The sequence below is a fragment of the Paenibacillus tarimensis genome (genome assembly GCF_021532315.1).
Classification (GTDB): domain Bacteria; phylum Bacillota; class Bacilli; order Paenibacillales; family Paenibacillaceae; genus Paenibacillus_I; species Paenibacillus_I tarimensis.
The window spans coordinates 215,813-235,492 of sequence record NZ_JAKGAO010000012.1 but is presented as its reverse complement, the minus strand read 5'-3'; the positions used below and the strand labels follow the sequence as shown (position 1 = coordinate 235,492).

Sequence of the window (19,680 nt, the reverse complement as noted above, 5' to 3'; positions counted from 1 at the left end):
AGGAAGCGGTATTTTACTTATGAATGGTTATGATATAACATATTTATAATCGAAATAGGTCAACTGGATTGAGCATGGGAGGGATCGGAACGGTTATGCTAGAAAAGATGGAAGGCCGGTATCTGAAAACATTTCTGGCGGTCTGGGAGCAGCGCAACTTCAGTAAAGCGGCGGAATACCTTGGCTATGTACAGTCAACTGTTACGGTTCATATCAGTCTAATGGAGGAAGCCCTGGGGGTTAAGTTGTTTACGCGTCTCTCCAGGGGAGTGGAGCCAACAGAGGCGGGAATCAAAGCGGCGGCATATATTTACCAATGGGAGCAGCTTGGCCGTGCACTGGAAGCGGAGCTGTCAAGCGGAGGGGAGCCGGCGGGCGTTGTACGAATCAGACTGCTCGAATCCTTATGCGTTTCGGTGCTGCCAGGCTTTTTGCAGCAGTTTCTGAAGAGCTATTCCGGCATCAAGCTCCGTCTCGAGACCGGATTTATGCAGGATATTGCGGAGGCCGTCCGAGCCAGGCAGGTTGACTTTGGTATTGTGCCGAAGGACCCGGAAAGCGACGACCTGCACTTCACATTGTTAATGGAGGACGAACTGTTATGTGTTGCTGCGCCTGAGCTGGCTGCACGTATTGAGCGGTCTGGCTGGAAGTCGGCTGGAGAGGAGCCGGTGCTTTCCTTCGGGAGCCGCTGCATGTATCAGACGGCAGCCGGTCAGGTGCTGTCAGCCGCAGGGGTCGATCGCATCAGGTATACGGAGTTTGCCAGCCTTGATCTGATCAGGCAGACGACAGCCGCAGGACTCGGCATTGCTTTTTTGCCGGCTGTCACGGTTAGAGGAGAGCTGAGCTCAGGCATACTTGCCAGCATACCTCTTGATAATCCGGTGAAGCTTGGTTACGGGCTGATCGAACGGAAGGACAGGTACATTAACCCTGCCGGTGAAACGTTCAAAAATTCGCTGATTTCCTCTTTAGACCTGTTTCCAATACAATAGATGATAGCATGATTAATGGTCCTGTATGGCATGAGATAAACCAAGACAATGAGGGGAAAATTGGAGGTTCGGGCGGCAATGAATCAAGGGACGGTCAATTGTGGGGAAGCAGAGTCATACATCGTGTCCTGCCTGCGCGAGCTTGGCAAAACGAAAGAAGAGATAGACAGCCGGGTTAAGGAGGTCCGGCGGGATATAGCGGCTACCGGCACTTATATGCATACATATGAAGAGCTGGTTCACGGCGCTCGAATGGCCTGGCGTAACAGCGGACGCTGCATCGGCCGATTGTTCTGGAAGACGCTGGAGGTATTCGACTGCCGGCATATCTTTAAAGAAGATGATATCTTCGCGGCTTTACAGAGGCATATCGATTATGCGACCAATGGAGGACGGGTAAGACCTGCGATCTCAATCTTCAGGCAGTCATCGCCTGATGGAGAGCCGGAGGTGCGGATCTGGAACCATCAGCTGATCCGTTATGCCGGTTATGAGACGGAGCATGGGGTGACGGGAGACCCTGCATCCGTTCCGCTGACACGCATCTGTACCAAGCTGGGATGGCGGAGTGACGGCACAGACTTTGATATTCTTCCCGTTGTTCTGCAGACAGGCACACGCGAGCCTCATATTTATAATCTTCCCAGGCAGCTTGTTAAGGAGGTGCCGATCCGGCATCCGCATATGGAATCGTTCCATTCGCTTGGCTTGCGATGGTACGGTGTGCCGTTCATATCGGATATGGCACTTGAGATCGGCGGCATTCGATATACCGCAGCCCCGTTCAATGGATGGTATATGGGGACGGAGATCGGTGCACGGAATCTGGCTGATCCCTTCCGCTACAACAAGCTTCCGGAAGTGGCGAAGCTAATGGGCCTCAGCATGGACAGTAATATCAATTTGTGGAAGGACAGGGCGCTCGTTGAGCTGAATACCGCTGTTCTCTATTCCTTTAAATTGGAGGGTGTAAGCATAGTAGACCACCACACTGCTGCAGACCAGTTTGTCAGATTCGAGGAGCAGGAGGCGGCGCTGGGAAGGGAAGTGTCAGGCAACTGGTCCTGGCTCATTCCGCCGATGTCACCGGCTGCTACGCCTATATTTCACAGGCATTATGAGAACAAGATCGTTAATCCCAACTATCATTACCAGCGCTGTCCATTCCATCAAGCCCCCTAAGCGGGCTATAATCAAGAAAAGGGGCGGGATGCACATATGGTATGCATGAGGTGCAAAGGCAAAGGCAAGATCCGAATTGTAATTCCGGCCGCCATGATGGTTCCGTGTACCCGCTGCGGCGGGACAGGGGTTGAGCCTGACACCAAGCAGGCAGGAAAAAGCTTGTTGAAAGACCGCATCCTGGGTTGGTTCAACCGGGGGAAGCGGTAACGCCGGACTACGTTTCGATGGACAAAAGGAGAACCACCTATGGCATTCGGGTTGAAGCGTGAGGAGTTGAGGGAGTGGAAGGCTAAAGTCTCGTCGGGCGAAATCGCTTTTATAACCCATTACTGGCTGGAGCCCAGGTTTCCCGGAATCCGCACGGTCACGAAGGTCGGATGCGCCGATGTGGACAAGCTGAAGCGCTGGTGCCAAGTTAACGGGCTCGATCCTTCCTATATTCATTACCGGGAGCGGTATCCGCATTTCGACCTTATCGGGCGAAGACAAGCCGAGATTCTGCTGCAAGAAGGACTGACTGATCAGCTGAAGCGTTTTGGTATGCTTTGAGTAATTAGGATTTTATCTATATAAGCTAATAACAGACAGGAGTGAACAAGATGGACAAGCTGTTTTTCATCCAGCTGGGAATGGGAACCGATTTGCACGGTCAGAATATCACCAAGGCTTCGGTACGGGCTGTTCAGAATGCTATTCATACGAATTCCATGCCGGGACTCCGCTCTGTCCTGCCTGGAGGCTCTCTTCAGGAAATGAAAGTTAACGTCAAGCTGGCTGTACCCTGTGATCAAGATAAATTGGATGTGGAGAAGGTTAAAGCTGTGCTCCCGTATGGGCAGGTTACGGTCGAAATCACCGACGGCGGCATGCTGACAACCAGCGGTGTTGTGCTGCCGGATAAGGATGACGTCAACGATTTGATCTATGTTGTCATAGCCTCTGTGGAGGTTGGGTTATAGGCGCGAACCGAAGGAAGTTTATTGGAAAGGCGGGCCGTTTAGGAAGGATTTGTGAAAAGGAATCTGCCTATTAAGCGGTGCCGCCTCTTTTGTTACTTACCTGGTGCAAAGTAAAGGATTGGCTTGGCAAGTAACCGGCTTCTATGCTACATTATAAACGTATTGATACAGATAGTAGCAAATAGGTGAAGCGTCCGCTTCTCCTTTTGGGGGGGAGACACATGAATATTCAGCATCTGCGAATGAATGAGGAAGGATTGAACCGTTTCTTCGGACCGCTGGAAGCGAAAATTATGAACATTATCTGGAGTTCTTCCAGAGTGACGATTCGAGAAGTACAGGCTGCACTAGGAGAGCAGCATCCTCTATCTTTCAATTCCGTTATGACGGTTATGAACAGGCTCATAGAGAAAGGCCATCTTACCAAGGTTTCCGAAGGTCGCGGTCGCGGCAAAACAACTCTATTCATGCCTGTGCAGACTAGAGACCAGTTTATCCATGCCCAGACGAAGCGAGTAGCGGAGGGGCTTATCAGTGAGTTTGGCGACCTTGTTGTTAACCATATGGTTGAGGCGATGGAGGATGCGGATCCTTCTCTGCTGGAAAGGCTGGAATTTAAATTGAATGAAATGAAAGTGCGGAGGACTGGATGCTTATAAGACGGCATGGTTCCTTCGCCTGCATTATTATGATCGGTCTCCTTGTATACAGCCTGTTAAGTTTTATCCTGCTCAAGGACTGGATAACATTCAGGCCCGGCTGGTGGTGGCTGAGCTGGTTTCATGATGCCGTTCGGACCAGAGGCTGGGCGTATAACGGAGCTGTTCTTCTGCTTCAAATAATGGCGCTTGTGATAATGATCCGCACGCTGTGGTACGCGCTCCAAATTTGGCTCCTGCACCGGAGAAGCATGAGCAGGCTTCTTGCTAGTACTGCTGAGCCGGGTCAATATGAGATTCCGGCATCGTTGAAAAAGCTGTTAGGCTATCCTGTGATGATTATTCCTTCCGGGAAGCTGTCAGCTTTTGCGGCGGGCTGGCTTCGTCCCCGAATTGTGGTCACGACTGGCCTGCTCTCCTTATTCGATTCCGAAGAACTTAAGGCCATTTTGCTGCATGAGCAGTACCACTGCCGCCAACGTGACCCATTGCGGCTCTATATTGTAAAGGTACTGGGCAAGAGCTTGCGGTTTGTTCCCGTACTGAGGGGGCTTGTCGATTACTACATCATTTGGGATGAGTTGTGTGCGGACCGGTATGTCATACGAAATATGCGCACTTCGGAAGGCTTGGCAGGGGTGCTGCTAAAATGGTCAGCCGCCCGCAGGTCAGCACCGCCGGTTCATGAAGCAGCAGCCGTGGCTTATTTTGCACCGACGGCAATGAACTACAGGATTCTGCAGCTGCTTGAGCCGGGCCGGGAACCGGAAGTACCCTTAATGAAGCTGCGGAAGGCTGCCGTTACAGCGGCGGGGCTGCTGTTTATATTTATGATGTCGGTTGACGTATGCGGCTAGTATAGGCAAACCTGTTGAAGTTAGCACGATTTGATTAGTAAGATATACAAAAGGGGCAGTTCCCATGGTCATCCAGGATGACTTTGGAACTGCCCCTTTTGCCCGCTTAATCAGGCTTAGGCCTCATGCTTCAGCTTGCGGTCCAGCAGGAATGGACCGAACGGTACAAAAGCGGAAGCGACGGCGGCGGCAACTCTTGTGACCGTCCATCTCTTAACGAGCGTGACGTGGGCAATTGCCAGAAGATACAAGACAAACAACAGACCGTGCAATCCGCCTACAACGGCGACAGCTTGCGGCATGTCCGCCCAGTACTTAAGAGGCATAGCGATGAAGAGCAGCAGAATGAACGAGATGCCTTCCGCAATGCCAATGTAGCGAACACGACTGATTACATTACCGAGCATGGATACAACCTCCATCGTTTGGGGTGTGATAATTAGCACAACAGTTACAATACATTATAACCGACATATCCGCCGCCGGGAAATCATTCGCGAATTGTTCAGTAAATATACAATTGTTAATCAATTATTATGCATTTCGGGCAAGCTGTCAGGTTTCTTGTGTGATCATGCTTAAAGGCGTTTAATAATGAATAAGTGTTGCACTTAGGCTGTTAGGAACAGAGAAATTGGAAGGGTGATCGCTGTGACGGTCCATATACGGACAGCTGCGATAATGCTGGCAGCTGCCCTAACGATAATTGGCTGCAGTACGGAGAATAACCCAGGCCTTGGTGAGCGGAAGAGCAGCAGGGAGCCAGTCGAAGCAACAGAGCGGCAGGCTAGCAGGAATGAAACAAACGGTGAGACGGAGAAATATGAAGTCATTGCGACTGACCTAGAGAGCCCTTGGTCCATTGCGCCGCATGAGGATGTTTTCTATATTAGTGAGCGCGAGGGGACAATTGCGAGGGTCCAGGGCCAGAAGCTGACCAGAGAAGCGGTCAATCTGAAACGGCCAGTCGTTCAAAGGGGCGAAGGCGGGCTTCTTGGTCTTGAGCTGTTCCCTGATTTCAGTGAAACGGCAAGAGCTTATGCTTACCACACATACGAGTCTGAAGGGGAACTGATGAACCGGATTGTTGTCCTGGAACGGGTGGACGGGCAGTGGGACGAAGTAGACGCGGTACTTGAAGGTATTCCGGGGGCCATGTTTCATGATGGCGGGAGACTGAAGGTTGGTCCGGATGACCATCTATATGCAACAACTGGCGATGCCCAGCAGGAAGGGCTCGCCCAGCAGCTGAATAGTCTGGCAGGCAAGATACTGCGTATGAAAAGGGATGGAAGTGTTCCGGGGGATAATCCGTTTGCAGGCTCTCTTGTCTATTCATACGGTCACCGCAACCCGCAGGGAATCGCTTGGTCCGAAGATGGGGTGATGTTCAGTATGGAGCATGGACCCTCCTCGAATCCCGGCGGGCATGATGAGCTGAATGTGATACGGCCAGGCTTGAATTATGGCTGGCCTGAGATAATCGGAGATGAAGCAAGCGAAGGCATGGAACTGCCGCTGTATCATTCCGGCGAGGATACGCTTGCTCCGTCGGGTATAGCGGTCAGCAAGAGTGGTGATATTTTTGCGGCTGGTCTGATGAGCGAGCAGCTGGTCCGCTTCTCGCCTGAAGGAGATTTTGAAGGGATTGTGCTGGATAAGGTGGGGAGGATCCGGGATGTAAGCATCCATAACGGACAGTTGTATGTAGTGACGAACAACACGGATGGACGGGGAAGCCCTGGTCCAGAGGATGACCGGCTTTTGCGGTTGAAGCTGGAGTAATGCGATAGATCCCCCATTATCCTTCTCCCCAGTAGGACAAGAGCTTTCTGCTCACGCAGTTATGATCAAGGCTAACAGGGAAGGAGAGAGCTGAGGATGCGTTTTCAGGTGAAGCGTGATGTCCGCTACATAGTCGGCGGTTTGTTAGGTGTGGCTATTATCGATCTTGTGCTGGTGCTGCCGCTATGGATGAGCAGGGGGTCATCGCTCATAGAGAATTTATGGTTCTTACTGCTGGGTTTTGCAATCAGCTGGCTTATTATCTGGTTATTTTTCGATATATCCTATAAAATGGAAGATGATGCGCTGCTTATTACAGCAGGACCCTTCCGCAGCCGTATTCCATATGAGAACATTACCAAGATATCCAAAGCGAAGGAGATTGAAGCTGGTTACCGGCCGCTCTTAGCCTCTGATGCGCTGGAAATCCATTACTGCTCAGGGGTGTTTTCCAGTGTGAAGCTTTCACCTCGTGACAAGCAGCGTTTCCTTGAGGAGCTGATCAAGCGCTGTCCTTCTCTTATCATTGGGCCGTTAGTATAATTTATTTGCAATGGGGGACTTGCGTTGGATAAACAATCAGTAAGCGAAACGGCCCGGAGGATCGCTCTGCTCAGACGCTTATTGACCGTAGTGGTTGCCCTGCTCTCTTACATCGGCGGGTGCGCTGCATATGCTGCTGCAAGCAAGGCATGGTCGGGAGAAGTACCACCGTTCACACTTTCCTTCCTGTTCTGGACATTCACGGCCTATGTCACAATGGGGGCGCCTTTTTTCTGGCTGCTGTGCACGGTAATCAAGAGGCGGTTTGGGCGGAATAAGAAGGCGGTGTTTGTGAGTATCCTGGTTTGCGGGCTGTATTTTGTGGTCCCGACTATGCTTACATATATCATGCTGTTAATTCCATTTCCTGAACTTCTCGTGGCTCCGATTGCTATCAGGTTCTATATACTATTCGGCAGCTCGGGGATCTTGTTCGGTATGGGGTACGGCATCGTTCAGCGATTTGCGGGTGCGAAATCTGCGCGGACGATACAATAGGGGGACTGGCCAGGAACACTATGTTCCATGGGCCGTCCCTTATTTATTATCAGCAGTCAGTCATACAGCGGATGATTAGTTACGCTTTGCGGCAGAAGGATATCCCCTAGCAGCCTGTTGAAATGCCAAGGTATAGCGCAACTCATACGACAGGTTCTATCCTACAGCTTTAATGGCATACCTCTCTACATGTAGTCTGGTTATACAAATATCAGTACAAGATATAGTGTGTTAGGAGGGGGTGGCTTCACATCATTTTGCTGAAGAATTGGTAAAATTCTATATCCAACAACCTCAAAATCTGGTACATTAACAATAAGTAAAGGAACACATATTTCCATAATTGCAGCTAATGCGCAGGAGTGATAGGCGGATGACAGTGATTCGTTATACGGTAAGGAAAGCAGACGGGCAGGACATTGACCAGGCGGCTGAATTGTTTAACGCTTACCGGATTTTTTATGGGCAGGAGCCCGACTTGGAGGGAGCCAAAGTCTTTTTAACGGAGCGTTTATCCCGTAATGAATCCGTATTTTACCTTGTATGGGATGAGACTTCCGGGCGTACAGCAGGCTTCACGCAGCTGTATCCGACTTTTTCCTCGGTTTCCATGAAGCCGGTCTGGACGCTGAATGACTTGTATGTACGTGAAGAGTACCGGGGCAGGGGTGCTGTTCAGCTCCTTATGGATGAGGCCAGGAGGCTTGCGTCATCCACTGGCGCAAAAGGGCTTCAGCTTTCAACCGCGATCGATAACAAGCGGGCCCAGGCGGTGTATGAACGCAGCGGCTATAAGCGGGATGAGGCCTTTTATACATACAGCCTGATGCTGTAGCGGTGATGACAAAATCGTTGAGCAAAACGTACAGGCGGGCGGTAAGGATGCGGCCGGATAGGAAGAGCCGGATTACAAGTATAACAGCACTTGGAATTCTTCTTGTCTACACCTGCCTTCTGGTCTATTGGATGTTCTTTGCCTTCGGGCGTTCCGCAGGAACAGGTATAGAGGGATACTCGTACAATTTAACGCCCTTCTCTACTATTCAACAATTTCTGAATATTCAGCAATATAATGTGAAAACATGGGCCACCAACCTCATTGGAAATATCGGTGTGTTCCTGCCCTATGGCATCCTGATGCCTGTCATCGTTAGACGGCTGAGCTTCCGGTGGTTCTTAACAGGCTTTATGCTATGGATAACACTGGTGGAATGGATACAGATGCTCAGCAGGAGAGGGAGCTTTGACATCGACGATGTCATACTCAACTCACTGGGGGCTTGTATAGGCTGGGCTGCATATGCCTCTATAAGACGTATGATTCGATAACAGCTGCTGCCTGGCCGCAATAATACGATAAGGTGGTGTCACATATGACAGGAAGAGGACAATTATTGGCCGATTTCCGGGAATGGATTGAATATGTGAAGGAGCTGGAGCAGCGGAACATGGAGGCCTGGAGCCGGCCTGTCGGCCCTGGGAAGTGGTCGGTCAAGGAGGTTGTGAGCCATATCATGCTGTGGGACAAAACATTTTGCGAAGAGGCGATTGAGCGTATATACCGGGATGAACCCCTGACGGTAAGGCATCTGGACTACGACCGATTTAATGCGGATGCGTCTCGTTATGGACTCCAGTCCAGTATCCAGCACTTGACTGACCAATCGATTCGCTATCGTGAGCGTATTATTGACCTTATTCAATCACTCTCTGAGGAAGCGTATTCCCGCACCTACCTGGACGGAGACAAGCAGATGTTTAAGGTTGAGCAGTATTTGCAGGACTTTATTGCACATGACCGCCATCATATGAATCAAATTCGAAATGTGCTGGCAGCTGACAGGAGTTTGTTTAACCGGGACAGTGAACCGGACGGCTTGGCAGTCATGTAACAGAGGGGATTGAGTATGAAGTTTTATATTGTGGATGTATTTGCGGAGAATCGCTATGAAGGGAATCAGCTTGCGGTCTTTACACCCGAGGAGCCGCTGACGGAGAGACTGATGCAGCAGATTGCGAGAGAGGTCAATTACTCGGAGACTACTTTCATCATGCCTGAAAAACGTGCTGACGGAGGGTATGAAGTCCGAATATTCAGTCCTGCTGCCGAGCTGCCCTTTGCCGGTCATCCCACACTCGGAACCGCTGCAGTCATTGAGAGACTTCTTGAGCCAGGGAGCAGCAGCCTTATCCTTCATTTGCAGGTCGGCCCCATTCGGGTCGAACGGATTCAGGAGCAGTGGTGGATGGAGCAGAATCAGCCAATGCTGGGTACAATACTATCCGACCGGAAGCAGGCGGCATCTGTCCTGCAGCTAAAGGAAGAAGACCTTGTCAGTGATCTGCCGGTCCAGCTTGTATCGACTGGTCTCCCTTCTGTTATCCTGCCGTTGGTATCGCTTGAAGCGGTCAGCCGTTGTCTTGTCGATCATCATCAGTTCAAGCTATTCTTGGAACAGCAGGTGCAGGCTAATATAGTAGCTTTTGCCAGAACCGGGCCGGGCTCTGAAGACACCTTTCGGGTCAGATGCTTCATTAATGAGCCGGGCTTCCTGGAAGACCCGGCTACCGGCAGTGCAAACGGCAATCTTGCGGGTTATCTAGTTGAACATCAATATTTTGGTAATTCAGAATTGATCAACTACTCCGTTCAGCAGGGTGTAGAGATGGGCAGACCTTCTCGTCTTGCTGTCCAGGCGGGTAAGTCGGAAGGTCGGTTCACGATCCGGGTCGGCGGAAAAGTGGTGCCAGTGGCATCGGGTGAATGGCTGCTCTAAGGCCCGCCGGCATGCAGGTAATCATCTCTGATCGGGAATCTGGCGTATTAATTCGCCGGCACTGGCAGCCTGTTCAAAAAGCTGGATGCCGCCAGCAGGGTCGGTACAGGGGCCGCCGTGATAACAGATAATAGAGTGAATTGGATAATGCGTAAGATGCAACAATGATTGCAGAGCTTTAGCCGGGTCAGAGCATAGTCCGGGTTCCGGCAGCTGCAGCAGCCCGTTCTGCACAGAGGCCGCGTCACCGGCTATCAGCGTGCCCGTAGCCTCATGAAAAATGCTGATATGGCCGGGTGTATGACCCGGTGTAGGTATAATGATGAGTCCGCCGCATAACGGCAAACGTTCCCCGCCTTGAAGCTGCACATCAACCGGTGCCTTCGGCGGGTTATTTAACGTTCTCCGAAAAGCCTCCCTCCATTCGGCAGGCACGCTCTCCGGCAGGGAGCGAACAGCGTGCTCTACCGCTTCAGGTGACAGCTTCAACAGTCTCTTCTCTCCTTGTATATAAGGCGCTTCCAGTTTATGAGCATATACAGTGAGTTTTTCGTGTCCTGAGGCCAGAAGATCCGGGAGGCCCCCAATATGATCCAGGTCCTGGTGGGTTATCAAGACATGCTTTATCCGGGATAAGGCCAAGCCGGCCTGCGCGGCTGCTTCCTTTAACAAAGAGAGTTGTCCTGGATAACCGGTGTCGATTAATACAGCATCATGTTCATCCCAGACTATGACGGGGTACACGGTTTCTGCCTTACCCATTATCGGGGCGGATAACGGAAGAGCTTTAATTCCACTCCTGTTGTTCATTTTATCCCTCCAATAAAATAGCTTTCTTAGCAAAAGTGATTTTACCAGAAGGAAAGGTTAGTTGTAAATAATAAAATAATTATTATACCATAAAAACAGTTATTTGTCAACTTAAATTTTGATCATTATAATCTAATGATTGTAACGTTTTCATATTATTGGAATGCCTGTGTTACGAGATCTTTGTATAATGTTGAACTTCAGCAAACATTTCCTCTATATGATCGCTATGAATCTATCATAAGGAGGAGAATAATGCTTAGAAAGTTCGCTGTGCTCTTATTGTCTATGGTCGTTTTGGCCGGTACATCGCTAGTCCCTGCTAACGCCGGTGTGGTGACTAACCCGAATCCCGGTGGGACGCCGGGCTCTTGGACACAAGGGGACAGGCCGCCCGTCGTCGACCCCGCAAAGCCTGCAATCTTATTCGTTCATGGCTTAAACAGCAGTGCAAAGGTCTGGTATGAAGGCAATGATATGTATCAGTATGCGTTTGACAATGGGTATGAGACGGCCTTTATTAATCTGCATGATATTACCGGCACCTCTCAGAATATGTGGGATAACGGCCGGCTGCTGGCGGACAAGATCAAGGAAATCAGCAATCATTTTGGCAAGAAGCTTGTCATCGTAGCACATAGTAAGGGCGGCGTTGACACCCAAACTGCTTTAGTCCACTATAACGCTCATGCGTATGTCACCAATGTGATTACACTCGGAACACCGCATCATGGCTCGCAGCTTGCGGATCTTGCCTACAGCAGCTGGGCCAGCTGGCTTGCGGCGTTGATTGGTTCTAAGAGCCCCGGCACGGAATCCATGCAAACCTCTTATATGAAATACTTCCGCTCACAGACAGACGGCCTTGCCAATGTCTCGAAGAATAAATATTATACGTTTGCTGGTGATAATTGGGGTTCGGGCAGTACCTCCCATGTGATCGGCGGTATGTATCTGTCCACGTTTGGCGCAAACGATGGTGTGGTGACGGTAAACAACGCCTATCTTCCGAAGGGGACGATGGTTTCCATCGGGCGTTGGAACCATTCCACGGTGCGGACAGGCTCCCATGTCTTTAACCTGATTAAGCCTTATCTGACAGCTCCTTCGGTGTCCACAGGAATTAGCAGGATGTCTGCTGAGGATATGGGACAGGTTGAGAATACGAGCGCCGATCGGAGCGCGGAGCCAGTAGAAGTGCAGGCGGCAGCAGTACATGCGGGTCAAACAGCACAATCAGAGGCAGACAACCGTTATTATATCCGCGGCGGCGAGCATAACGGTACAGCCTCTGAAAAACTGGTTGTAGAAAATGGCGTTGCTTCTGTCAATCTGAACTGGATTTCTAACTATCCGGTCGATCAGCTTCATGTTGTAACACCAGACGGGGAGGAGCTCCCTGTACAAGCGCAAGTGATAGCGGATGACGGCTTGCTGAATGGAGCCTATCACCACACGGTATCGCTACCGTCGCCTGAGGCAGGGGAATGGACTGTGAAGGCGGACAGCAGCCAGCCTGGCGCTTATTTGTTCATGGCTGCTTTTGAGAAGGCGAACGATCAGCATGCCAAGCTGAAAAAAGAACTGAATGGCAAACAGCTCAAGGTGGATACGAAGGGTCTGAAAGCCGATAAGACCAAACTGAAGGTGCAAGTTGAATATTACAATAACGGAACAAAGCAATCCGCCGCCTCCATTAAACAATCGTATGGCAAGAAGGGTAAGAAGGTGCAGCAAAGCCAGATCCAGGCTTCAGAAGCGATTGTACTCCCGGTGACAGAAGGAGAAGGCGTATATAACGTAACTGTGGATGTCGAAGGGGAAACCACGGAAGGATATCCGATCCGCCGGACGCTCATTAAATCTGTCTACGTGGATGCGAACGGCAACGCATACAGCTCTTGAGATTAAGAGTGCTCCACAACCCGGTCTGCTCGAATGCTGGAGCAGTCCGGGTTTTACTCTACATGGCCTACGTATTCTGCACACAGCAAACAGCTGCCCTTCCGGTTGCGGGAAGGACAGCTGTTTGCTGTATTTCTGCTTGGCTATTCTTATGGAGTCTGAGTGTCCTGCTTAGATTTGCTTCCGTTTGTGAAGTTTTGGAATTGACTCATCAGTTTCTGGCGGGCCTGCTTGTTTCGGAGCAGGTAAGCGGCTCCTGCACCCAGTGCGCTAAGCATCATATGTTTTGTTCTCATGGTTAATTCCTCCTGTCTATTCTTGTTTGTCGTTCTGATTATTGAATACCCCGTATTTGCTAAGCTAACGCTTTATCATACAAGCTCTAATGAAATCCTCATCTAAACAGGAAAATCCAATTCGGTTCGCGAATTGAATAGGGAACGTATAGGCTGCGGTATAGAAAGATGGGATGAAGCGTCGTAGTCTGATAGCAGTTTATGCCGAATACTGCGCTTGCCCGGGAAATACCCCCGGTAATATTTAACGTTCCTTCTCGCTACGGCTGTATACCATTTCGGCTGCGATTGTGATCAGTCCGGCAAGAATACTCGAGGTACCAACTACTAATGCTGCGACGCCTAGGCCCATCCCCTTAAATCCGCCGACCGCAAAGCTGTAGATTAGTACAGATATACTCAGAAGCAAGGTCAGAAGAAATGGGGCATAAACAGCAGGTCTCGTGTTCGGGACAAGGCGTTTAAACGTGTACGCGAGAATAAGCTGCAGGATCAAAGTGCCTGTGAAGAGGAGCGCCATTTCGGCCACTGGAAACACCCCCAGAAAATTAATCATGGACAGTTTACCATACACTATTTACCTAGTGATGATCCACATGGTAAATACGTAAGGAGAAAGAGACGCATCGAAGGAGATGATGGCATGAGCCAAGCTATCGCCGTTATGGCTGACATACATAGTAACTCACCAGCACTTGACGCGGTGCTTAACGATATAGAGTCCAGACATATTACGCAAATTGTTAATCTGGGCGACACCTTGTTTGGACCAATTGATCCACTCGGTACTGCCGATCGGCTCATGCAGCGGAACGGAATCATACATATTATGGGTAACTGTGATGAGCTTCTGCTCAAGGCTCATTCCGAGTCATTAACGTTTCAGTATGTGAAGCCGCTTATGAGCCCTTCCATGCTAAGATGGATCCAAACGTATGTGTCTACCTGGGAGTATGAGAACATCTTGTTTTGCCATGGTACCCCCGATTCTAATGATATATACCTGGTTGAGGAGGTCACGGATCAAGGTGCGGCGGTCAAGCACCCTTCCCGGCTGGCGCAAGAATTGGCAGGGGTCCAGCAGACACACATAATATGCGGGCACAGCCATATCGGGCGAACAATCTATTTGCCGGATGGGAAATTCGTCATTAACCCGGGTAGCGTCGGACTGCCAGCGTACTATGATCAATTACCTCTGCCGCATGCTATGGAATCTATGGCTCCGCACGCCAGGTATGCAATTCTGAAGAAGATGGAGGATGCCTCCTGGCGTGTGGAGCATGTATCACTTGTCTATGATTGGGAACGGGCTGCGCGGCTGGCCGAGAGGAATGGCCGCAATGACTATGCATATGCCTTGAGAACGGGTCTGGTTGAGCCGTGTTAAGCATAAGGAGTGCGGGTACTCGCCAAAGGCTCTGGTATTTGTTGGCTGTCATGCTGACGATGGCACTTGGGCTTTGTGTCAGAGCGCTGCCGTTCGGGCTGCCGGAGTTCCTGGCGGTTCATGCTGGCGACGCCATATGGGCCGCCATGATTTATGCGGGTATACGGGTCATTAAGCCTGATCTCCGCCCCATGCAGTCGGCAGGAATTGGCTTGTTCGTCTGTCTGATCGTGGAATTAAGCCAGCTGTATCAGGCTGACTGGATTAGTGCTATTCGCAGTACCACGCTAGGAGCGCTGGTTCTGGGGCGGGGATTTCTCTATACTGATCTGCTGCGGTACACGGTGGGGACGGTTATCGCGACAGCTGCTGATTTGACTGTTAAAAGAGTCGGCCGGGTCTAATATCGGGACCTGAATCTTCACTATGAGGCCCGTACCTCACCAGGCAGGCTCCGTGCTATAATAGGCTGGCAGTACATTCAGACTACTTCTATTAGGAGCATTGGAGTGAATCATCATGCTTAAGAACAACGATTTTATAATTGAAGATGCAAAGCTTGAGGATCTGGAAAGCATCGTAGCTATCTACAATGAAACGATACCCTCACGGCAGGTAACAGCTGATCTGGAGCCGATAACGGTGGAAGACCGGTTGAAGTGGTTTGATGAGCACTCACCTGAGCATCGGCCATTATGGGTAATGAGATCGGGCGGCAGCATTGTTGCCTGGTTGAGCTTTCAATCCTTCTATGGTCGTCCTGCTTACAATGGTACAGCTGAAATCAGCATCTACATAACCGCCGCTTACCGCTCCAGAGGAGTCGGCGCGATTTTGCTGCAGCACGCTATCGAAGCATGTCCGCGGCTTAAGCTTAACAACCTGGTCGGCTTTGTATTCGGCCATAATGAGCCGAGTTTAAGACTGCTTCGTAAGTTCGGCTTTGAGCAGTGGGGGCTCCTGCCGAGAGTTGCAGTTCTTGATGGCGTAGAACGGGACCTGGTTATTATCGGCCGGCGTGTGGAATAGATGCCTGTGCGCGTAGTCAGTTGAACTGTTTCGGGTTAAGAGAGAATAGGTCTTAGAGCGGCATGAAGCGATTGAGGTACATATCGAATGGGAGGAAGATCCGATGGACAACGGAAACAAGGAGATCCGTGTTGGATTGATTGGTTACGGTTTGGCGGGCGCTACCTTTCATGCGCCGGTGCTGACGACGGTCGATGGATTGAAGCTGGTCAAAGTAGTCGAACGAAGCGGCCGTGGAGCCTCGAAGGAGCGTTACCCGTGGGTTCAGGTTGTCCGGCAGCCAAGCGAGCTGTATTGCGACCCGGAGATTGATCTGGTTGTTATTACAACGCCGAGCACGAATCATTACGAGTTCGCCAAAGAAGCGCTTAAGGCCGGTAAGCACGTAGTTGTGGAGAAGCCATTCACAACGACAGCGGAGGAAGCGGCAGAGCTCATCACGCTTGCCCGCGAGAAGCAGCTGATGCTCAGTGTCTTCCACAATCGCAGGTGGGATGGAGACTTCCTTACTGTTCAGCAGATTGTCAGACAGCAGTTGCTTGGCCGGATTACAGCATGTGAATTCCGTTGGGACCGCTATCGTCCTGTAGTCAACAAAGCGAAATGGCGGGAGACGGATGCAGCTGGCAGCGGTATATTTTATGATCTCGGTGTACACTTCCTGGATCAGGCGCTCAAGCTGTTCGGCCATCCAGAGACGGTTCGGGGAGATATCCGTGTCCAGCGTGATGGCGGAGTTGCAGATGACTTCTTTGATGTTTCGCTTGGTTATCCGGATGGCTTGAATGTCCGTTTAACATCCTCTGTGCTTGTACGGGAGCCGGGACCGCGTTACGCCTTGCATGGTACAGAAGGGTCCTTCATCAAGTATGGCATTGATCCGCAAGAAGATGCACTGCGCGCGGGACTTTCGCCAAGATCGGCCGGATGGGGAATGGGGCCCGAAGCCAACTGGGGAATGCTGAATACGACTGTGGGCGGCCTTCATGTGGTCGGCCGCGTAGAAACAGCTGCAGGCAGCTACGCTTCCTATTACCGGAATATTTATGAACACTTGGCTTATGGAGAAGAGTTGGAAGTGAAGCCGGAGGAGGCAGCCGCAACGATCCAGTTAATTGAGCAAGCCTTCCAGAGCAGCAGGGAAGGGCGAACAATAAACCTGATGGGTTGAAGTGTGCCCTGCAGCATACGGTACAAGGGCATGCTTCCTATAGATGGTTAGATCATGGATCCCCCTGGTTAAGAAGATGGTATCGCAAAGGAAGATACTGCATACCGGGGGGATCGTTATGTTATCCAGAATAGCGCGTGTGCGCGAACAGGAAAGGCTTTACCATGAGCACTGCTTTGAGGAAAACCGCTTATACCAGAAGGGGACCTGGATGGAGGAGCCCACGGAGATTGTGCTGCTGTATGCAGGAGAGCTGATTAAGGCTGCGGAAGCATCCGGTACCGGGCCGTTGAACGTCTTGGACCTCGGCAGCGGGGTAGGGCGCAACAGTATACCGCTTGCAGCCATGCTCAAGGAATCAACAGGCGGTCAGGTAATATGTGTAGACCTGCTTAAGATGGCGGTTGATCAACTTTTCGAGTATAGTGAAGCCTATCAAGTGGCGGAATATATTAAGGCGGAGCAGGCTGATATCAGTGATTATCAGATTCCGGCCGGCCATTACAATTATATTGTAGCTGCTTCAAGCTTGGAGCATGTCCGTTCTGAAGAGCTTCTTGACCGTGTTCTGTTAAGGATGAGGGAGGGCACCGCACCGGGCGGCATCAATTGTATTGTAATGCATACGTCAATTTCAGAATATGATGCGCAAACCGGCGCGAAACGAGAGACCTTCTTCGAAGTGACGATGGACCAGGGTACAGCATTGTCCAAGCTCAAGAAGTGTTATGCGGGGTGGAATGAGCATCACGTACAGGCAGAGCCGCAGGAGCTTGAAATTAACAGGGGTAACACACCGGTCATCCTGAAAGCAACGAGCATTACTTATGTGGTGCAGAAGCCGTGAAACAAAATCAGGTGACAAACTGTGCAAAATGTGTCACAATAAAAGCAGGACGATAAGGTATAGGGATACCAGGGCACTGCCGATCCAAGGATGCCCTGGTTTTTTCTGTTACGGGTTATTGGTATGCTGCTTATTAGGCAGCTTTGCGGAAGGTGTGCCTTTGCCTTGCGTCTGCCGGTTCTTTTGATCCTTCGCTTGTGTATCTTTCACTTTATTAACAAAATCCCGGGTATTCTCCATGTGAGTCATGCCTCCCCTTGTAATTTACAATCGTTCATAGGTTGTCCTTGGTCCTGCAGCGTATACATAACTTAATAGTTAAACGCTTACCAATATGACCAATCAACGCTATAATTAAACTAGAACAGCTTTCAAGACGGGAGTGAGCGTCTCTTGAATTTTATTCATCATAACGGCTATCATATCAAGCTGATGATGGCGGCCGTCGAGCACAAGCCGGTCATGCGCAATCTGATGCAGTTTTATTTGTACGACACAAGCGAGTATAACGGGAAGGACCCGGATAAGCATGGCGTCTTTGACTATCCATATTTTGACCATTATTGGACAACTCAAGGACGTGAGGAGGAGGGGCGGCTTCCGATTCTGATTCAGATTAATGATTCATTAGTCGGCTTTGCATTCCTCAATAACTTCAGCCTGACGATTCCCCGGACACCGACAACCCGCAACCTGGCGGATATATTTATTCTTCGCAAATGGCGGCGAAAGTCGATCGGGAAGGTCATTGTGAAGGAAATATTCGATTCTTATCCCGGCCAATGGGAAGTTAAACAAGAGAGAGAGAACACGAACGCGCAGCAGTTCTGGCGTAATGTTATTCATGAATATACGAATGGCGGCTACCGGGAGGTTGTGCTTCAGGACGAGCGGTGGGACGGCCCTGTCCAGTCGTTCGATAATAACGGCAGACTGTAACAGCAGACGGTGTCCGCCTTCCTTTCCTTTCATTACTTAACTCTTAGACGGCGATTCCCTACAGGGGATATCGGCGTCTTTTTGCCTGTTTACCAGAAAAGTCCTGTGGTCGAAACGGGCAGATTGGGGTAAGTAAGGATACAGAACGAACCCAATAATACGGAAGGGTGAGGTGATCGGAATGCCTTTAATGTCGGTTAACGCCTGGAGCTTTGAGAAAAAGCTTGGCCCAATGCGAATGATGGAATGGGATGAGAACTGGAATGAGCACCGTCTTGTTGTGGAGCCAAATCAGCAGGAAATGACCATTCCCCAACTGCTGAATATGCTGGGTAACAACGGTTTTTATGGGGTAGAAATTCCCTATGGCAACATTCAACTGACATCTGAGGAGAATGTTAATCAGCTGTGGGAGAAATCCCGGTATACCGGTGTGCAGCTTACGTCACTGCTGCTTGATTACGGCGATTTGTCCTCGGAGGACGAGGAAAGAAGGCAGCGGGATATCGAATGGTATAAACGCTGGATAGATATCGCGGGTAAGGCTGGATTTATCAGCGTGCGTATACCGGGCGGGGAGGCTGAGCCGGAGGATGAAGAGGCGCTCCAGCGTTCGGTGGAAGGTATGCTGGAGCTGGCTGATTACGCGGACAGTCGGCGGGTGAGAGTATTGACGGAAAATTTAGGCAGGCTTCTCTCGACCTCTGATAACTGCCGCAAGCTTCTCGACGCTTGTGAAGGTAATGTGGGATTGACAGTAGACTTTGGCAACTTCAAGACAGACAAGTACAGACAGCTTGCTGTGCTGCTGCCTTTTGCTTATACAGTTCACGCCAAAGCCGAACTGGACAGCAGAGGGGAGATTGACTGGGATGATTTTCGGGCTTGTCTTGATTTATGTGCAGAGGCGGGCTTTAGAGGCGCTATGTCCTTTACTTATCTGGGAGAAGGCGATGAGTGGAGCTCGATTCTGCAGCTGAAGGAAGAAGCGGAAACGGTCTTCGTAAACCGAGTATAAGAAGGTGTATATAG

The 19,680-nt window shown here is 50.4% G+C and carries 27 protein-coding genes; 22 read left to right on the top strand and 5 right to left on the bottom strand.

The window, feature by feature from the left end:
* Positions 1-95: 95 nt before the first annotated feature.
* The 7 genes from L1N82_RS14300 to L1N82_RS14270 all read left to right on the top strand — a co-directional run bounded on the left by L1N82_RS14300 (position 96) and on the right by L1N82_RS14270 (position 4,658).
* Positions 96-998, top strand: coding sequence for a LysR family transcriptional regulator (locus tag L1N82_RS14300; RefSeq protein ID WP_235288113.1), 903 nt, complete (start codon positions 96-98; stop codon positions 996-998).
* A 78-nt stretch (positions 999-1,076) separates the two neighbouring features.
* Positions 1,077-2,180: a nitric oxide synthase oxygenase gene (locus tag L1N82_RS14295; protein WP_235288112.1), complete on the top strand. Its 1,104-nt coding sequence runs from the start codon at positions 1,077-1,079 to the stop codon at positions 2,178-2,180.
* Between the two features lie 45 nt (positions 2,181-2,225).
* Complete coding sequence (locus L1N82_RS14290; protein ID WP_235288111.1) at positions 2,226-2,390, top strand: hypothetical protein; 165 nt, start codon at positions 2,226-2,228, stop codon at positions 2,388-2,390.
* A 39-nt stretch (positions 2,391-2,429) separates the two neighbouring features.
* Entirely contained in the window at positions 2,430-2,732 is a 303-nt protein-coding gene (locus L1N82_RS14285) for a hypothetical protein (protein ID WP_235288110.1), read from the top strand.
* Between the two features lie 50 nt (positions 2,733-2,782).
* Positions 2,783-3,142 (top strand): Lin0512 family protein, encoded by a 360-nt coding sequence (locus tag L1N82_RS14280; RefSeq protein WP_235288109.1) that lies wholly within the window; start codon positions 2,783-2,785, stop codon positions 3,140-3,142.
* 221 nt (positions 3,143-3,363) lie between these two features.
* Positions 3,364-3,801 carry a BlaI/MecI/CopY family transcriptional regulator gene (locus L1N82_RS14275; RefSeq protein ID WP_235288108.1) on the top strand — a complete coding sequence of 146 codons (438 nt, stop codon included), beginning with the start codon at positions 3,364-3,366 and terminating at the stop codon, positions 3,799-3,801.
* Positions 3,792-4,658 carry a M56 family metallopeptidase gene (locus L1N82_RS14270; RefSeq protein ID WP_235288107.1) on the top strand — a complete coding sequence of 289 codons (867 nt, stop codon included), beginning with the start codon at positions 3,792-3,794 and terminating at the stop codon, positions 4,656-4,658. Before L1N82_RS14275 ends, L1N82_RS14270 begins: the two co-directional genes overlap by 10 nt.
* Positions 4,659-4,774: 116 nt before the next feature.
* Here L1N82_RS14270 and L1N82_RS14265 read toward each other — a convergent pair whose 3' ends face one another.
* On the bottom strand, positions 4,775-5,065 hold the full coding sequence (locus L1N82_RS14265) for a DUF3817 domain-containing protein (protein WP_235288228.1): 291 nt from the start codon (positions 5,063-5,065) through the stop codon (positions 4,775-4,777).
* Positions 5,066-5,309: 244 nt separating this feature from the next.
* Between L1N82_RS14265 and L1N82_RS14260 the strand changes: the two genes are divergently transcribed.
* The 7 genes from L1N82_RS14260 to L1N82_RS14230 all read left to right on the top strand — a co-directional run bounded on the left by L1N82_RS14260 (position 5,310) and on the right by L1N82_RS14230 (position 10,261).
* The gene (locus L1N82_RS14260; protein WP_235288106.1) at positions 5,310-6,443 is read left to right on the top strand and encodes a PQQ-dependent sugar dehydrogenase; all 1,134 of its coding nucleotides are present in this window, start codon (positions 5,310-5,312) and stop codon (positions 6,441-6,443) included.
* A 96-nt stretch (positions 6,444-6,539) separates the two neighbouring features.
* On the top strand, positions 6,540-6,986 hold the full coding sequence (locus L1N82_RS14255; RefSeq protein ID WP_235288105.1) for a PH domain-containing protein: 447 nt from the start codon (positions 6,540-6,542) through the stop codon (positions 6,984-6,986).
* Positions 6,987-7,010: 24 nt separating this feature from the next.
* Complete coding sequence (locus L1N82_RS14250; protein WP_235288104.1) at positions 7,011-7,484, top strand: hypothetical protein; 474 nt, start codon at positions 7,011-7,013, stop codon at positions 7,482-7,484.
* 373 nt (positions 7,485-7,857) lie between these two features.
* Positions 7,858-8,319, top strand: coding sequence for a GNAT family N-acetyltransferase (locus tag L1N82_RS14245; RefSeq protein WP_235288103.1), 462 nt, complete (start codon positions 7,858-7,860; stop codon positions 8,317-8,319).
* 47 nt (positions 8,320-8,366) lie between these two features.
* Complete coding sequence (locus L1N82_RS14240) at positions 8,367-8,813, top strand: VanZ family protein (protein WP_235288102.1); 447 nt, start codon at positions 8,367-8,369, stop codon at positions 8,811-8,813.
* Positions 8,814-8,857: 44 nt separating this feature from the next.
* Positions 8,858-9,376, top strand: a complete 519-nt coding sequence (locus tag L1N82_RS14235) for a DinB family protein (RefSeq protein ID WP_235288101.1) — start codon at positions 8,858-8,860, stop codon at positions 9,374-9,376.
* Positions 9,377-9,391: 15 nt separating this feature from the next.
* The gene (locus L1N82_RS14230) at positions 9,392-10,261 is read left to right on the top strand and encodes a PhzF family phenazine biosynthesis protein (protein ID WP_235288100.1); all 870 of its coding nucleotides are present in this window, start codon (positions 9,392-9,394) and stop codon (positions 10,259-10,261) included.
* A 21-nt stretch (positions 10,262-10,282) separates the two neighbouring features.
* Here L1N82_RS14230 and L1N82_RS14225 read toward each other — a convergent pair whose 3' ends face one another.
* Positions 10,283-11,023 carry an MBL fold metallo-hydrolase gene (locus L1N82_RS14225; protein WP_235288099.1) on the bottom strand — a complete coding sequence of 247 codons (741 nt, stop codon included), beginning with the start codon at positions 11,021-11,023 and terminating at the stop codon, positions 10,283-10,285.
* A gap of 303 nt (positions 11,024-11,326) precedes the next feature.
* Here L1N82_RS14225 and L1N82_RS14220 point away from each other — a divergent pair, with 303 nt between their 5' ends.
* Positions 11,327-12,976 carry an esterase/lipase family protein gene (locus L1N82_RS14220; RefSeq protein WP_235288098.1) on the top strand — a complete coding sequence of 550 codons (1,650 nt, stop codon included), beginning with the start codon at positions 11,327-11,329 and terminating at the stop codon, positions 12,974-12,976.
* Positions 12,977-13,125: 149 nt separating this feature from the next.
* On the opposite strand, the gene L1N82_RS14215 is transcribed toward L1N82_RS14220, so the two are convergent.
* Both L1N82_RS14215 and L1N82_RS14210 read right to left on the bottom strand, forming a co-directional pair.
* On the bottom strand, positions 13,126-13,272 hold the full coding sequence (locus L1N82_RS14215; RefSeq protein WP_235288097.1) for a hypothetical protein: 147 nt from the start codon (positions 13,270-13,272) through the stop codon (positions 13,126-13,128).
* Positions 13,273-13,516: 244 nt separating this feature from the next.
* Positions 13,517-13,828: a YesK-like family protein gene (locus L1N82_RS14210; protein ID WP_235288096.1), complete on the bottom strand. Its 312-nt coding sequence runs from the start codon at positions 13,826-13,828 to the stop codon at positions 13,517-13,519.
* 87 nt (positions 13,829-13,915) lie between these two features.
* Here L1N82_RS14210 and L1N82_RS14205 point away from each other — a divergent pair, with 87 nt between their 5' ends.
* The 5 genes from L1N82_RS14205 (at position 13,916) to L1N82_RS14185 (ending at position 17,709) form a co-directional block, all read left to right on the top strand.
* Positions 13,916-14,662, top strand: a complete 747-nt coding sequence (locus tag L1N82_RS14205) for a metallophosphoesterase family protein (RefSeq protein WP_235288095.1) — start codon at positions 13,916-13,918, stop codon at positions 14,660-14,662.
* 50 nt (positions 14,663-14,712) lie between these two features.
* Positions 14,713-15,066 (top strand): ribosomal maturation YjgA family protein, encoded by a 354-nt coding sequence (locus L1N82_RS14200; protein ID WP_235288227.1) that lies wholly within the window; start codon positions 14,713-14,715, stop codon positions 15,064-15,066.
* Between the two features lie 115 nt (positions 15,067-15,181).
* Positions 15,182-15,691 (top strand): GNAT family N-acetyltransferase, encoded by a 510-nt coding sequence (locus L1N82_RS14195; RefSeq protein ID WP_235288094.1) that lies wholly within the window; start codon positions 15,182-15,184, stop codon positions 15,689-15,691.
* 103 nt (positions 15,692-15,794) lie between these two features.
* Positions 15,795-16,862, top strand: coding sequence for an oxidoreductase (locus L1N82_RS14190; RefSeq protein ID WP_235288093.1), 1,068 nt, complete (start codon positions 15,795-15,797; stop codon positions 16,860-16,862).
* Between the two features lie 118 nt (positions 16,863-16,980).
* Positions 16,981-17,709 (top strand): class I SAM-dependent methyltransferase, encoded by a 729-nt coding sequence (locus L1N82_RS14185; protein WP_235288092.1) that lies wholly within the window; start codon positions 16,981-16,983, stop codon positions 17,707-17,709.
* A 108-nt stretch (positions 17,710-17,817) separates the two neighbouring features.
* Here the strand turns inward: L1N82_RS14185 and L1N82_RS14180 are convergent, their stop codons facing one another.
* Positions 17,818-17,949, bottom strand: coding sequence for a DUF4023 domain-containing protein (locus L1N82_RS14180; RefSeq protein WP_235288091.1), 132 nt, complete (start codon positions 17,947-17,949; stop codon positions 17,818-17,820).
* A gap of 153 nt (positions 17,950-18,102) precedes the next feature.
* Here L1N82_RS14180 and L1N82_RS14175 point away from each other — a divergent pair, with 153 nt between their 5' ends.
* Complete coding sequence (locus L1N82_RS14175; protein WP_235288090.1) at positions 18,103-18,648, top strand: GNAT family N-acetyltransferase; 546 nt, start codon at positions 18,103-18,105, stop codon at positions 18,646-18,648.
* A 190-nt stretch (positions 18,649-18,838) separates the two neighbouring features.
* Positions 18,839-19,666 carry a sugar phosphate isomerase/epimerase family protein gene (locus L1N82_RS14170; RefSeq protein ID WP_235288089.1) on the top strand — a complete coding sequence of 276 codons (828 nt, stop codon included), beginning with the start codon at positions 18,839-18,841 and terminating at the stop codon, positions 19,664-19,666.
* Positions 19,667-19,680: the final 14 nt, after the last annotated feature.